This window comes from Cellulomonas sp. GbtcB1 (genome assembly GCF_019091725.1).
Lineage (GTDB): Bacteria > Actinomycetota > Actinomycetes > Actinomycetales > Cellulomonadaceae > Cellulomonas.
The window spans coordinates 245,753-259,969 of the sequence record NZ_JAGXJG010000001.1; the positions used below are offsets into that span (position 1 = coordinate 245,753).

Here is a 14,217-nt window from a genome sequence, read left to right on the forward strand (position 1 = left end):
TCACGCGGCCACCGCCTTCCGAGTCGGGGCCCGCTCGATGCGCGGGTCCAGCAGCGGGTAGAGCAGGTCGACGACCAGGGTCGTGACGACGAACACGAGCGCCGACAGCACGACGACCGCGAGCACCACCGGCACGTCCTGGGTGTTGACGGACTGCACGGTGAGCCGCCCGAGCCCGACCCGGGAGAACACGGTCTCGGTGACGACGGCGCCGCCGAGCAGCCCGCCGACCAGGACGCCGAGCATCGTGAACGCCGGGATGGCGGCGTTCCGGAGCGCGTGCCCGAGCTGCACCCGGAGCCGGCCGGCGCCCTTGGCCCGGGCGGTCTCGACGTACGGCTCGCCGAGCGTGCCCCGCAGACTGCGGGACAGCACCTGCGCGAGCTGCGCGGCCGGCGGGATCGCGAGGGTCACGGCGGGCAGCACCAGGCTCTGCCAGCCGGCGTTGCCGATCGCGGGCAGCAGGCCGGCGCGGAACGACAGCCACTGCAGCAGCACGAGCCCGATGAAGAACGTCGGCAGCGCGACCCCCACCGGTGGCAGCGCCGACAGCACCTGGCGGAGCCACCGGCTGCGCGGCAGCACGCTCGCCACCGCGAGCGCCGTGCCGCCCAGCACCGCGAGCGTCAGGGCGACCCCGGTCAGCAGCAGGGTCGGCGGCAGCGCCTGGGCCACCAGCGAGCCGGCCGGCGCCCCCGACTGGTACGACGGCCCGAAGTCGAGCCGGACCGCGCCCCACAGGGCGTCGGCGTACTGGACCAGCACCGGCCGGTCGAGCCCGTACCGGGCGCGCAGGTCGTCCAGCAGGGCCGGGTCGACCGACGCCACCTCCCCGCCCGACCCGGCAGCCAGCGCCGCCGGGTCGCTCGGGAGCAGGTAGAGCACGAAGAACGCGATGGTGAACGCGGCCCAGAGCACGAGCAGCCCCTGGGCGGCGCGCCGCGCGACGTACCGGGCCATCAGGACGGGTCCACCCAGGCGCCGTAGAAGTCGAGTCGGCTGGAGCCCTCGAACGCGAGCCCGTGCACGCGGTCGGCGGCGGCGATCGTGGTGGACAGCTCGTAGACCGGGATGGCGTGGCCGTGCTCGACCAGCAGGCGGGAGGCCTCCTCGATCAGCTGCCCGCGCTCGTCGGGGTCGGTGGCCGCGGCGGACCGGTCGAGCAGGTCGTCGACCTCCTCGGCCGGGCGGTCGTTGATGTTGCGCGCGTTCGCCGAGAAGATCAGCCGCAGCACGTCCGGGTCCGACCGCGTGAGGTTGTAGTAGTCGAAGTCGAAGTCGCCGCTCTCCTTGATGGCGGTCGACTCGGCGATCTCGACGTGCTGCAGCTGCAGGTCCACGCCGATCTGGCGCAGCTGCTGCTGCACGAGCTCCAGCGGCGCCGGGTCCTGCCAGAACGTCACGGTCGTGGACAGCCTCTGGCCGTCCTTCTCCCGGATGCCGTCGTCGCCGGCCACCCAGCCCGCGTCGTCCAGCAGCTCCTCGGCGCCGTCGGGGTCGTAGGCGAGCAGGTCGCCCAGGTCCGCGGCGAGCGGGGTGGAGTGCGAAAGCACGCCGGTCGCCGCCTGGTCGCGCTCGGTGAGCACGGTGTCGACGATCTGCTGCCGGTCGATGCCCTTCGAGATGGCGACCCGCACGGCCTCGTCCGACGCGAGCGGGCTCGACTCCTTCGGGAACAGCTGGTAGGCGACGCCGGGGTTGGCGCGCTGCTGCAGCCAGAACCCGTTGCCGTCGAACTGCGGCTGGTCGACCGCCGCGATCGCCGCGGTCGCGTCGATCTGGCCCGAGGCCAGGCTGCCGGCGCGCACCGACGACTCCGGGATGACCTGGAACGTCACGGTGTCGAGGTAGGCCTCGCCGGTGTGCTCGTCGGCCTCGGAGGACCAGTCGTACCCGTCGACCCTCGACAGCACGATCTCCTGGTCCTGGGTGTACGAGTCGACCTGGAACGGGCCGGACCCCACGTAGTCGCCGGCGCACCGCTCCTCGGGCGTGAGGTCCGCCGACGCGGGCGACAGCAGACCGAGCGAGAACGTCGACGTGGCCTGGAGGAACTGGGCGCTCGGCTGGGCGAAGTCGACGGTGAGCGTCTGCGGGTCGGCGACGGTGGTCCCCTCGTAGCCGACCAGGTACTGCGAGCCCAGCGACGCCGTGGCGCCGAGCGCGACGATCGCGTCGAAGTTGGTCTTGACGGACTCGGCGTCGATCGGCGTCCCGTCCGCGTAGGTCGCGCCCTCGCGCAGGTGGAACGTGTAGCTCGACGCGTCGTCGCTCACCTCCCAGCTCTCGGCGAGCCACGGCACGATCTCGCCGGTGCCCGGGTCCTGCGCGGTGAGCGAGGCGACGGTCTGCCGGGCGACGGCGATGGCGTCGTTGTTGCCGACCTGCTGCGGGTCGATGCACCGGGAGTCGACCGTGATGGCGAACCGGAGGTCGCCGCCGGCCACGGGCTCGGCGTCGCCGCCGGTCGAGGCGTCGCCGGACCCGCCGCCGCTCCCGCCCGAGGAGCAGGCGGCGAGCAGCAGGGCGGTGGTGGCGAGCGTGGCCGCGGCGGCGGGGCGGGCGCCCCGGCGTCGGGTGGGCGTGGTCATCGGTGCTCCTGGGGTGGGGTGGGTCGGGGGGTGGTGGGTCGGGGGTGGTGGGTCAGCCCGCGACGGGCGCGGGGGCCTGCGCCGCGTGGTCGACGGCGGTGAAGCCGGCGGCCCGGCGGGGGTCGGCGGCCGACCACAGGTCGGTGCGCACCTCGGCGCGGACCAGCGGCGCGACCTCCTCGGCGAACCGGCGCAGGACGTCCTCCTGCTCCGCCGGGTCGAGCAGGTGGTTCACGGAGACGGACTGCAGGACGTGCCCGTAGGTCGCGTGGTAGTCGAGGATCTTCTCGGCCACCCGCTCCGGGGAGCCGACCAGGGCGGGACCGCGCTCGACGGCGTCCTCCAGCGTGCGGAAGGACGGCGCCTTCCCCACGGCGTCGGCGCCGTAGCCCCGGCGGGCCGCGGCGTCGACCTGGCCCTGGTACAGCGGCCGGTACTGCGCGACGGCGGCCTCGGTGGTGTCCGCGAGGAACAGCCCGCCGGAGCCGGAGCCGACGTACGCGCGGGCCGGGTCGTGGCCGTGCGCGGCGTACTGCTCGCGGTAGTGGTCGAGCAGCACGGCGTAGTTCTCCCGCGGCTGCAGGGCGTTCGCGGTGACGATCGGGTCGCCCCACCGCGCCGCGAGCTCGACGGCGAACCGGGAGGTCGCCGAGCCGTGCCAGATCCGGAACGGCCCGGCATACGGCCGCGGCAGCGTGGTCGCGTGCTCCAGGCGGTGCCGGTGCCGGCCCTCCCAGGTCACGTCCTCCTCCGACAGCAGGAGGCGGAGCAGCTCGTAGTTCTCCTCGAGGTACTCGTACTGCTTGTCGATGTCGAGGCCGAGCAGCGGGTACTGCAGCACCTCGTTGCCCTTGCCGATGACGATCTCCAGCCGGCCGCGAGACAGCTGGTCGACGGTCGCCAGGTCCTCGGCCACGCGCACCGGGTCGAGGAGCGACAGCACGGTCACGCCCGTCGACAGCAGGATCCGGCTGGTCGACGCGGCGATCGCGCCGAGGATCACCGTGGGGGCCGACGACAGCACGTCGCCGGCGTGCCGCTCCCCCACGGCGAACGAGTCGAAGCCGAGCTCCTCGGCCAGGACGGCGTGCCGGACGGTCCGGGCGAGCCGGTCGGCCGGGGGCACCGCCTCGCCCGTGACGGGGTGCGGCGGGTTGAAGACGATGTCGAGCAGCTGGAAGCGCACGGCCGGCCCCCGCTCAGGCCGCGGCCGACGCGGCGGCCTCGCGGTCGCGCGCGGCGACGCCCTCGCGGACCAGCGGGATCACGTACCTGCCGAAGTCGACCGCGTCGTCCAGCAGGTCGTAGCCGCGCGCCGAGATGACCCGGACCCCCCGGTCGTAGTACGCGAGCAGCGCCTCGGCGACCTGCTCGGGCGTGCCGACCAGGGCGTTGGAGTTCCCCGCCCCGCCGGTGGCCTTCGCGGTCGCGGTCCACAGCACCGAGTCGAACCGGTCGCCCTGCGCCGCGATCTCCAGCAGCCGCTGCGAGCCGGCGTTCTCCGGGGCGTCGATCGGGTGCCGCTTGCTGAGCGCGCCGCCGAGCGCGGCCTTGCGGGCCTCGATCGCGTCGAGGACGCGGTGCGCCTTCTCCCAGGCCAGCTCCTCGGTCGGCGCGATGATCGGCCGGAACGCGGCGTGGATCCGCGGCGGGGTGGCGCGGCCCGCGGCGGCGGCCTCGGCGTGCACCCGGTCGATCTGCTCCTGCGTGCGGTCCAGCGGCTCGCCCCACACGGCGTAGATGTCCGCCTCCGCAGCGCCGACCCGGAAAGCCGCGTCCGAGGAGCCGCCGAACGAGATCGTCGGCACGTGGCCGTCGACCGGCTTCGTGTCCAGGTGGAAGTCGGCGAAGTCGTAGAACCGGCCGTGATGGTCGAACGGCCCGGTGGACGTCCAGGCCCGCTTGACGATCTGGATGTACTCCTGGGTCCGGGCGTACCGCTCGTCCTTGGTCAGGGTGTCGCCCTCGCGGCCCTGGTCTTGGTCGTTGCCGCCGGTGATGAAGTGCACCGAGAGCCGGCCGCCGGAGAGCTGGTCCAGCGTGGCGAACGTCTTGGCGGCGTAGGTCGGGTACGAGACGTTCGGCCGGTGCGCCAGCAGCAGCTCGATGGAGTCGAGCCGGGACGCGACGTACGCCGCGAGCGCCGCCGGCTCCGGCCCGGACGACCCGTAGGCGAACAGGACGCGGGTCCAGCCGTTGTCCTCGTGCGCCCGCACGATCCGCTCCAGGTAGCCGGCGTCGAACGGACGGGTCGTGGCGGCACGCGTCTCGGACGCGTCGGTGGTGGTGGCGATGCCGAGGAACTCGACGGGCATGGGTGTGGCTCCTTCGTGTACTGACCGCCGAGATAGGCCTGCGCGCCGAGATGGGGCCGTGGGGGGTCCTATCTCGGGCGGAGGGTCCTATCTCGGCGCGGGTGCGGGGTGGGAGGGGCGGGGCGGGCGGGTCAGGCGGGGGTGTCGGTCGGGGGCTCGGCCGGGAGGCCCGCGTCGCGCCAGGCGGGGAAGCCGCCGTCGACGTGGGAGACGGTGTAGCCGCGGGCCGCGAGGGCCTCGGCGACCGGGCGGCTGCCGTTCTCCGAGCCGCAGACGACGACCACCGGGGTGTCGATCGAGATCACCGGGGCGTGCGCCGGGCCGAACAGGGCGTCGAGGTCGGTGCGGTCGAGCAGCGTCGAGCCGGGGATCTCCCCGTGGGACGCGCGGCCGCCGGCGGAGCGGACGTCGACGAGCAGCGCGCCGCGGGCGACCTCGGCGGCGGCCTCGACGGGAGCGCGGAGGGCCGGTGCCGCGGCCTCGGGGGCGGCGGTGCCGGGGGCGTCGGGCGCCGATGCGGCGGCGTCGATCGGGCCGGCGGCGTCGGTGGCCGGAGTTCCGGCGGTGCCGGCGGTGCTGGCGGTGCTGGTCATGGCGGGCTCCTTCAGGGGACGAGGGTGAGGGCGGCGCGGTCGGCGCCGGCGGGCGTGGCGTCGGCGGCGGGCGCGACGCCCCACGCCTCGGCGAGCAGCGCGAAGGACCGGCGGGCGTCGGCCGGGTGGTGCGTGGCGGTGGTGATCAGCAGCTCGTCGGCGCCCGTGACGCGCTGGAGCGTCTCCAGCCGGGCGACGACGTCCGCGGGGGCGCCGACGACCCGGGTGTCGACCCGGTCGGCGACGAGGGCGCGCTCGTCGGCGTAGCGCTCCCCCCAGGGCACGGCGTCGTCGGGGTGCGGGTAGGCGATCGCCCCGGCAGCACCGCGGCGGATGGACAGCACCCAGTCGGCGAACGGCGCGGCCAGCGCCCGGGCCTCGGCGGTGGTGCCCGCGACCAGCACGTCCGCCGACACCACGACGTACGGCCGGTCGAGCACCCCCGGGCGGAACGCCGCGCGGTAGGCGGCGATCGTGTCGAGCGTGGTGGCCGGGCTGACGTGGAAGTTCGCCGCGATCGGCAGCCCGAGCTCCCCCGCCACCCGCGCGCTCTCCCCCGCCGAGGACGCGAGCACCCAGAGGTCGAAGTCGGCGCCCTCGACCGGCGGGGCCACGTGCCGGGTGCCGTCGGCCTCGGCGTAGTCGCCGGCCCGCAGGCCGAGGACCAGGCCGAGCTCGTCGCGGAACGCCGCCGGGGTGCGGGACGCGCCGACGACACGCTTCTGGGCGAGCAGCCGCTCGCGCAGCACGGAGTCGGAGCCGTCGATCGGCGGGGCGCCGGGGACGTACAGGCCGTCGACGACGCGGGGGCCGGCCGCAGGGCGTGCGGCGGGCGAGGGCGGGGCGGGCGGCGTCGGCGCGGCGGCGGACGCGTCCCCGCGCACGGCGTCCGCGTCCGCGGCGGCCCGCGTCCCGCCCGGCGGCGTGAACGCCCGCCCCAGGCCCAGGTCGACCCGCCCCGGGTGCAGCGCGGCGATCGTGCCGAACTGCTCCGCGGCGACCAGCGGGCTCGTGGTGCTCAGCAGCACCGCCCCCGAGCCGACGCGGATCCGCTCCGTGCGGGCCGCGACGGCCGCCGCGAGCACCGCGGGCGACGCCGAGCCGACGCCCGGGGACAGGTGGTGCTCGGCGTACCAGACGCGGTGGTAGCCGAGCCGGTCGAGGTCGACGGCCAGGTCGACGGCCGCCCGCACGGCCTGGGTGCCGGTGCCGCCGGCGGGCACGACCGCGAGGTCGAGCACGGACAGCGGGACACGGGGGTTCTCGGACATGGGTTCTCCTCCTCGGGTGCGGGCGGGCCGTCGGCGCTCAGGCCGTCTTCGGCAGGCCCGGCGGGTTCGTCTCGGGCGCGTCGATCGCCTCGGCCTCCAGGCCCCAGCGCTCGAGGACCTCGGTGTACGAGCCGTCGTCGAACGCGCCCTGCAGCGCGGCGGTCACGGCGTCGGCCCAGCCGCTGCCCTTGAGCGTGGTGACGGCGATCTGCGCGGTGTCCGGCCAGCCGCCGTTGAGCGTCCCGACGACCGCGAAGTCCTGCGGCGAGACCTTGGCCTTGTACGCGGCGGTGGCGTTCGGGCCGAAGGAGGCGTCGATCCGCCCCGACTGCAGCGCGAGGATGGTGTCGCCGTCGTTCTCGAAGTACTCGACCTGCACGGGGTCGAGACCGGCGGCCTGGTTCTCCTCGTCCCAGGCGAGCAGGATCTTCTCCTGGTTGGTGCCCGAGCCGACGGCGACGGTGAGGCCCGCGATGTCGGAGGGCTCGTCGATCTCCGTGATGTCGCTGCCGGCCTTGACCAGCCAGCCGAGCTCGTCGTTCCGGTAGGACGAGAAGTCGAACAGCTCCTTGCGCTCCTCGGTCACGGTGACGTTCGAGATGGTCGCGTCGACGTCGCCGGACTGGACCGCGAGCGGCCAGTCGGCCCAGGCCTTGACCTGCAGGTCGAGGTCCTTGCCGAGCGCGTCGGCGACGAGCTGGGCGATGTCGGTCTCGTTGCCGATCGGGGTGGCGTCGTCGTCGGCGAGGAACGCCAGCGGGGCGACGTAGGCGCTCACCGCGACCGTGAACGTGTCCTGCTCGGCGAGCTCCGGGGGCAGCAGGGCGATGGCGTCCGGGTTCTCGGCGGTGTGGACGCGGTCCTGGTCCGGGCTCGTGTTCACCTCGAGGCCGGCGGCCTCGGCGGCGCCCTGGAGCTCGCTGCCGGCCTCGGCCGCGTCGGACGTCCCGCCGCAGGCGGCGAGCAGGGCGAGGACGGGCACGAGCGCCAGGGCGGCGTGCGGGCGGCGGCGGGCGCCGGGCGGGCTGGTGCGGGTCGTGCGCATGGCGGGGCTGCCTCTCAGAGGGGTGGGCGGCGGGCGCGGGGGCGCGCGCCGGGTCGGGTGGGATCAGCGGACCTTGTCGAGGAACGCGCGGGTGCGCGGGTGCGCGGGGCTGCCGAGCACCTGGGCCGCGGGGCCCCGCTCGACCACGACGCCGTCGTCCATGAACACGACGGTGTCGGCGACGTCGCGGGCGAACGCGACCTCGTGGGTGACGACCACGAGCGTCGTGCCGTCGTGGGCGAGGTCCCGGATCACGCCGAGCACCTCCCCCACGAGCTCGGGGTCGAGCGCGGACGTCGGCTCGTCGAACAGCAGCAGCGCGGGCTTCACCGCGAGCGCGCGGGCGATGGCCACGCGCTGCTGCTGGCCGCCGGACAGCTGGCGGGGGCGGGCGTCGGCCTTGTCGGCCAGCCCGACCCGGGCCAGCAGGGCGCGGGCCTCGGCCTCCACCTCGGCCCGCGGGCGGCGCTGGGCCGAGACGGGCGCCTCGACGACGTTCTCCAGGGCGGTCAGGTGCGGGAACAGGTGGAAGTTCTGGAACACGAACCCGATCCGGGTGCGCTGCCGCAGCACGTCGCGCTCGGTGAGCTCGCGCAGCACCTCGCGGCGGCGCGGGCCCCAGCCGGCGCGGCGCCGGGCGTACCCGATGACCTCGCCGTCCAGGGCGACGAACCCGTGGTCGGGGCGCTCCAGGTGGTTGACCAGCCGGAGCAGGGTCGACTTGCCGGAGCCCGACGGGCCGAGGATCACGGTCACCTCGCCGGGGCGGACCTCCAGGTCGACGCCGCGGAGGACCTCGAGGGTGCCGTAGGACTTGGACAGGCCCTGCACCCGGAGGTGGCCGCCGGCGGGGGCCGGTGGTGCGGCGGGGGTCGTGGCGGCGGCGGGGGCCGCGGCGGGGGCGTGCAGCACGCTGGTCATCGGGTGCCTCCGGTGCGCTCGGTGGTGCGGGCGGCGGTGCGGGGTGCGGTGCGGGTGAGGTGGCCGCGGCGGGCGCCGGCCAGGAACGTGGGCGGCAGGTCCGCGGGCAGCGGGCGGCCGGCGACGCGCGCCGCGGCGACCGCGAGCGTCCAGCGCAGCCGCTGCAGCGGGGTCGGGGGGAGCGTGCGGAGCGCGCCGCGGGCGTAGTACCGCTCGAGGTAGTACTGCGCGACGGTCAGGACCGTGGTGGTGAGCAGGTACCAGATCGCCGCGACGAGCAGCAGCGGGACCACCCGCTGGTTCCGGCCGTAGATGACGCCGACGGTGTAGAACAGCTCGCCGTACGCCAGCACGTAGACGACCGACGTGCCCTTGAGCAGGCCGATGATCTCGTTCACCGACGTCGGGACGATGGTGCGCATGGCCTGCGGGAGCACGATCCGCCACTGCTGCCGGCCCCGCGGGATGCCGAGCGCCGCGGCGGCCTCGTGCTGGCCCTGGTCGACGCCGAGGATCCCGGCGCGGACGATCTCGGCGGAGTACGCCGCCTGCGACAGCCCGAGACCCAGGACCGCGGCGCCGAACTTGTCGACGACGTCGAGCGTGTCGAACTGCAGCCACTCCGGCCCGAACGGGATGCCGAGCGAGAGCTGCGGGTACAGGTAGGCGAGGTTGTACCAGAGCAGGAGCTGCAGGATCAGCGGCACGGACCGGAACACCCACGAGTACGCCCAGGACACCGACTGCAGCAGCGGCGACCGGGACAGCCGCATCAGCGCGAGCACCGTGCCGAGCCCGAAGCCGATCACGGCGGCGACGGCGGTCAGCCGGACGGTGGCCCACACGCCCTCCAGCACGGACGGCCAGGTCAGGTACTGCGCGACGACGTCCCACTCCCACTGCGGGTTGGTGAGCAGCGAGCTGAGCACCATCGCGAGCAGGACGGCCACGCCGGCGGTGGCGACCCAGCGGCCGGGGTGCCGCGCGGGCAGCACGGGCAGGTCGGCGAGGACCTCGGGGCGGTCGACGTCGAGGGCGGCCGGCGGCGCGCCGGGCCCGGCCGCGGGGGCCGTGGTCGCGGCGCTCACCGGGCGAGCCACTTCTCGAACGCGTGCGGGACGAGGTCGCCCGGGTACGCGGCGGGCTCGAACAGCGGGGTGTACCCGGCCGCCAGGTACAGGCCGACCGCCTCCGGCTGCTTCGGGCCGGTCGTCAGGTAGACCCGGGGGTAGCCGGCCGCGGCGGCGCGCGCCTCCAGCGCGGCGAGCACGACCCGGGCCAGCCCGCGGCGGCGGTGCGCCTCGTGGGTCCAGATCCGCTTGAGCTCCGCGGTCGGCACCGCGGGCGCTCCCTCGGCGTCCCGGGCGCCCGGGTCGGCGAGCCGGGCGGCGTCGCCGTGCTCCGGCTCCCACCGGCGGCGGAACGCCCCGCCCGCCACCGGCTCGCCGTCCTCCAGCACGAGCACGAGGGCGCCGTGCGGCGGGGCGAACTCCTCGACGCCGTAGTGCTCCAGCTCGTCGCGGAGCTCGGCGGGGGTGAGCAGGCCGGTGTACCGGGTGCTGTACTCGTGCGCCAGGCCGTCGAGCAGCGGCCCGACCAGCGGATCGTGCAGCCGGGCGTCGCGCACGGCGAGCCGCGCGGGGTCGAGCGGGCCCGGGTCGAGCGGGGCGGGGTCGATCGAGGCGGCGTCGAGCCGGGCGGGGTCGATCGAGGCGGCGTCGAGCCGGGCCGGGTCGAACGGGGCCGGGTCGAGCCGGGCCCGGCCGATCGCGGCGGGGTCGAGCCGGGCAGGGTCCGGCGCGGCCGCGTGGGACGCGCGTGCCCGCAGCGGGGTCGTGGTCATCGGGTCACCTCTCGGTGGGTGCGGGGTGCGGGGTGCGGGGTGCGGTGGCGGGCGCCGTCAGGGGCGGGGCCGTCAGGTGAGGGCGAACGGCGCGGCGGACCAGGGGCCCTCCGCGAGGGCGAGCCGGTCGGCACGGGCGTCGGTACGCCCGTCGGCCCGTCCGTCGCCGCGGGCGGCCGACGCGCGGCGGCGGACCACCGCCGGTTCCCGGTCGCCGGGCTCGTCGCCGTCGCCGGGCCGCAGCCGGAACGCGCCCGCCTGCTGCAGCGCGGGAACCGTCCGCTCGACGAGCGCCGCCAGGTCCGCCTCCACCGAGGTCGGGAGCGCGACGAACCCGTCGACCGCGCCGTCGCGGACGGCGTCGGCGAGCACGGTCGCCAGGTCGGCCCCGGTGCCCGCGACGACCGCGCCGGCGACGCCGATGTCCGGCCGGTCGACGGAGCGCACCAGGTCCAGCCGCGCGAGGGCGGACTCCCGGTCGTCGGCGAGGGCGACGTCGACGTCGAGCAGGACGCGCACCGCGTCGGCGGGCCGGCCCGCGGCCACGGCGGCGGCGCGCACCCGGGACCGGGCCGCGGCGGCGGCCTCCAGGTCCGGCGCCGTGAGCCGGGCGACGTCGGCGTACCGGCCCGCGAGCGCCTCGGCGGCCGGGCCCGCGACGGGCACCACCACGAGCGGGCGCTCCGCGGGGGCGGTGCCGTCCCCGTCGCCACCGCGAGCGGTGCTGCGAGCGGCCGACCGGCCACGGACCGCGAACCGGATGCCGTCGTGGTCGACGCGGAACCGGCCGTCCCCGCCGCGGCGCACCGCGCCGGGCTCCCCCGCGGCCCAGGCGGCGAGGACGGCGTCCAGGGCGGCGGCCGCGCGGTCCGCCCACCGGCGCTCGGCAGCGGCAGCGGCAGCAGCGTCTGCGGGAGCCCCACCGGCAACGTCTGCGGCGGCGGCTCCCGCGGCAGCGACTGCGGCAGCGGCAGAGCCCGCGGGAGCAGCAACGCGAGAGGCGGACCCGGCCCCGAGGGCCCCCGGCTCGGCGAGGTCGGCGCGGCCGCCGGTCGCCCCCGGGCCGGACAGCTGCCAGCCCGCCGCACCTCCCGCCGCGTTCTGCACCCCGCGGACGCCACCCGCGAGGTGGCCCGGCTCGACCTGGTCGTGCGGGACGCCCGCCACCAGCGCGGCGGTCCGGACCAGCGGGGCGACCCGCGCCGCGGCGACGGCGGCGTCGAGCCGGCCGGGCACCTGCCGACGCCCGGGGTGCAGCAGCAGGGCGTCGCCGAGCACCACGAGGTCGAGCAGGCCGCGATCGGCGCGGTGCACCAGGCGGGCGAGCCGCTCGCCGTCGAACGCGCGGGCGGCGACGGCGCCGTGGGCGCCGACCGCGCCGGGCCGGGCGCCGGCGGCGGTCAGGTCGACGCCGAGCAGCGCGCGGCGGCCGGCGCTGGGGGACGAGAAGGGCATGACGGCTCCGTTCGGGGGCGGGTGGTGAGGCGGTCGCGGGCGCGCCGGGGCGCGCCACGGCGACGCGCGGGCGGCGGATCGACGAGCGGGCAGGCGCCCCGGCTCGCCGAGATCGGACCCCCGCGCCGAGATCGGACCGTGGAAGGTCCTATCTCGACCCGCGCGTCCTCTCTCGGCGCGGGTCGGCGCGGACCGAGACGAGCCGGCGCGGGCCGGGCGGCCCGCTCGCGCGGATCGGTCAGGTCGGCGCGGTGGGCGTCCCGAGACGTGACCGGGCACGGCGCGGGCGCCGCGGGGCCGGGCTCAGGCGCCGCGCGGGGCCGGGGTCACGCGCCCCGGGCGGGGCGCCTGGCCGGGGGCTGCGCCGTCAGCGGCGACAGCGACAGCGGCCGCCGGGCGCGGCGGCGGCGGTCGGCAGGGCGGGTGCCGAGGGCGCCCACGGCGCCTGCACGGTCCGGCTCATGCGTTCTCCTCGTGTGCCCCCGCCCGGTCGGGCGGGTCCGCGTGTTGTCCGTCGCCGGCGGCGGCGGACCTGGTCCTCACCCGGGGCACCCACCCGCGCGGGGGGTTGCCGTCCGACCAGCCGGGGCTTCGCGTCGGAGCTCATGACCACCCGGCCCGTCCCGGGGCCCGCCCTGCGGCGCACCCCGGTGGCGAACCGGTGCCCGGAACCTACGAACCGGACCCGGGGGCGTCAACGGCCGGGCCGCCGCGTCTCGCATGCCGGAGCGATGTCACAGGACCAAGGTCCCAGGCGTTCGCACGGTCCCGGATCGTGAGAACTCGCCACCCGCCGGCGCCGGCGGACCCGGAGCGGTGCTAGACCTCCGCCCCGAGGTCACGAGTCCCAGCGCCAAGCCCCGGCTGGCTGGGCAGCAACCCCACGTCACGGCGGGGTGCTCCGGGAGATGACCTGGCCGTCGGCCGGCACGCGCCGCTCCGCCGCACGGCAACCGTGATCGACCCCCTTTGCGAGGCCACCATGTCGTCCCCGTCCGTCGTCGCCGTCTCCGGGAACCCGCGCGCCGGGTCCCGCACCCTGGGCGCCGCGCGCGCCGCCGCCGAGCGCCTGGCCGCGCTCACGTCGGCCGACCGCGCCACCCCCGCCGCCGTCGAGGTCGTCGACCTCGCGACGCTCGCCGGCGAGCTGCTCGCCCCGGCGCACCCCGCCGCCGACGCCGCGCTCGCGCGGGTGGCCGCCGCCGACGTCGCGGTCGTCGCGACCCCGGTCTACAAGGCGTCCTACACCGGCCTGCTCAAGGCGTTCCTCGACCTGTACGGCCCGGACGGGCTGGCCGGCGTCGTGGCCGTGCCGCTCGTGGTGTCCGGCAACCCGGCGCACGCGCTCGCCGGCGAGGTGCACCTGCGCCCCGTGCTCGTCGAGCTGGGCGCGGTCGTCCCCGCGCGCTCGCTGACCCTGACCGAGGCCCAGCTCGCCGACCTCGACCCCGCGCTGGACGCGTGGCTGGCCCGGGCCGCCGCGCCGCTCCGCCGGGCGCTCGGGCTCGCGCCGGCCGCCGAGCCCGCCGCGTCCGCCGCACCCGCCGTCGCGCTCGCCGGGGCGACCCGGTGACCGCCGAGCGCACGGACCTGGGCCCGCTCGAGCGGCTGCTCGCCGAGCAGGACGAGCCCCAGCTCGACCCGCAGCAGTTCAAGCGGGTGTTCCGCCGGCACCCCGCCGGGGTCGCCGTAGTCGCGCTGCGGCACGCCGGCCGACCGGTCGGGTTCACCGCGACCTCGGTCATCTCGGTGTCCGCGGCCCCGCCGCTGCTCGCGTTCTCGCTCGCCTCGACGTCGTCCTCCTGGCCCGCCGTGTCCGCGGCGCGCACGCTGGCCGTGAGCTTCCTCGCGGACCACCAGGACGACGTGTCCGCACGGTTCGCCACCAGCGGCCTGGACCGGTTCGCCGCCGGCGGCTGGTCCTCGCTCCCGACCGGCGAGCCCGTGATCGACGGCGCCGTCTCCTGGGTGCGCGCCCGCGTCGTCCAGCGCACGCCCGTCGGCGACTCGTACCTCGTGTCGCTGCGGGCGCTGTCCGCGGGCGGCCCGGACGACGCCGAGCCCGGCGACGGCGCCTCGCCGCTGGTCTACCACGACCGCACCTACCACCGGATCGGCACGCACACCGCCCTGTGACGCCGCGGCCCCGCCGCACCCGCCCCGATCCCGCCGCTCCCCCGACC

At 76.9% G+C, this 14,217-nt stretch carries 13 protein-coding genes and 2 riboswitches; of the genes, 2 read left to right on the forward strand and 11 right to left on the reverse strand.

The window, feature by feature from the left end; all coding sequences use genetic code 11:
- From KVT14_RS01115 to KVT14_RS01165, 11 genes are all read right to left on the reverse strand, one after another.
- Complete coding sequence (locus KVT14_RS01115) at positions 1-960, reverse strand: ABC transporter permease (protein ID WP_217613945.1); 960 nt, start codon at positions 958-960, stop codon at positions 1-3.
- Complete coding sequence (locus tag KVT14_RS01120) at positions 960-2,591, reverse strand: ABC transporter substrate-binding protein (RefSeq protein WP_217613946.1); 1,632 nt, start codon at positions 2,589-2,591, stop codon at positions 960-962. The genes KVT14_RS01115 and KVT14_RS01120 overlap by 1 nt, the downstream gene beginning before the upstream one ends.
- A gap of 52 nt (positions 2,592-2,643) precedes the next feature.
- Positions 2,644-3,777 (reverse strand): LLM class flavin-dependent oxidoreductase, encoded by a 1,134-nt coding sequence (locus tag KVT14_RS01125; protein WP_217613947.1) that lies wholly within the window; start codon positions 3,775-3,777, stop codon positions 2,644-2,646.
- Positions 3,778-3,790: 13 nt separating this feature from the next.
- On the reverse strand, positions 3,791-4,906 hold the full coding sequence (locus KVT14_RS01130; RefSeq protein WP_217613948.1) for an LLM class flavin-dependent oxidoreductase: 1,116 nt from the start codon (positions 4,904-4,906) through the stop codon (positions 3,791-3,793).
- Positions 4,907-5,037: 131 nt separating this feature from the next.
- On the reverse strand, positions 5,038-5,499 hold the full coding sequence (locus KVT14_RS01135; protein WP_217613949.1) for a rhodanese-like domain-containing protein: 462 nt from the start codon (positions 5,497-5,499) through the stop codon (positions 5,038-5,040).
- Between the two features lie 11 nt (positions 5,500-5,510).
- A complete protein-coding gene (locus KVT14_RS01140; protein ID WP_217613950.1) occupies positions 5,511-6,770 on the reverse strand; it encodes an LLM class flavin-dependent oxidoreductase in 1,260 nt (419 codons plus the stop codon).
- 37 nt (positions 6,771-6,807) lie between these two features.
- A complete protein-coding gene (locus KVT14_RS01145; protein WP_217613951.1) occupies positions 6,808-7,815 on the reverse strand; it encodes an ABC transporter substrate-binding protein in 1,008 nt (335 codons plus the stop codon).
- A gap of 63 nt (positions 7,816-7,878) precedes the next feature.
- Positions 7,879-8,736, reverse strand: a complete 858-nt coding sequence (locus KVT14_RS01150; protein WP_217613952.1) for an amino acid ABC transporter ATP-binding protein — start codon at positions 8,734-8,736, stop codon at positions 7,879-7,881.
- A complete protein-coding gene (locus KVT14_RS01155; RefSeq protein WP_308160804.1) occupies positions 8,733-9,824 on the reverse strand; it encodes an amino acid ABC transporter permease in 1,092 nt (363 codons plus the stop codon). The genes KVT14_RS01150 and KVT14_RS01155 overlap by 4 nt, the downstream gene beginning before the upstream one ends.
- Complete coding sequence (locus KVT14_RS01160) at positions 9,821-10,579, reverse strand: GNAT family N-acetyltransferase (RefSeq protein ID WP_217613954.1); 759 nt, start codon at positions 10,577-10,579, stop codon at positions 9,821-9,823. The genes KVT14_RS01155 and KVT14_RS01160 overlap by 4 nt, the downstream gene beginning before the upstream one ends.
- Positions 10,580-10,651: 72 nt before the next feature.
- Positions 10,652-12,034, reverse strand: a complete 1,383-nt coding sequence (locus KVT14_RS01165; protein ID WP_217613955.1) for an LLM class flavin-dependent oxidoreductase — start codon at positions 12,032-12,034, stop codon at positions 10,652-10,654.
- Positions 12,035-12,531: 497 nt separating this feature from the next.
- Positions 12,532-12,645, reverse strand: a riboswitch (SAM riboswitch).
- Positions 12,646-12,870: 225 nt separating this feature from the next.
- A riboswitch (SAM riboswitch) is annotated at positions 12,871-12,974 on the forward strand.
- A 42-nt stretch (positions 12,975-13,016) separates the two neighbouring features.
- On the opposite strand from KVT14_RS01165, the gene KVT14_RS01170 reads away from it, so the two are divergent.
- Positions 13,017-13,607, forward strand: a complete 591-nt coding sequence (locus KVT14_RS01170; RefSeq protein ID WP_217613956.1) for an NAD(P)H-dependent oxidoreductase — start codon at positions 13,017-13,019, stop codon at positions 13,605-13,607.
- Positions 13,604-14,170 carry a flavin reductase family protein gene (locus KVT14_RS01175; RefSeq protein ID WP_217613957.1) on the forward strand — a complete coding sequence of 189 codons (567 nt, stop codon included), beginning with the start codon at positions 13,604-13,606 and terminating at the stop codon, positions 14,168-14,170. The genes KVT14_RS01170 and KVT14_RS01175 overlap by 4 nt, the downstream gene beginning before the upstream one ends.
- Positions 14,171-14,217 lie beyond the last annotated feature (47 nt).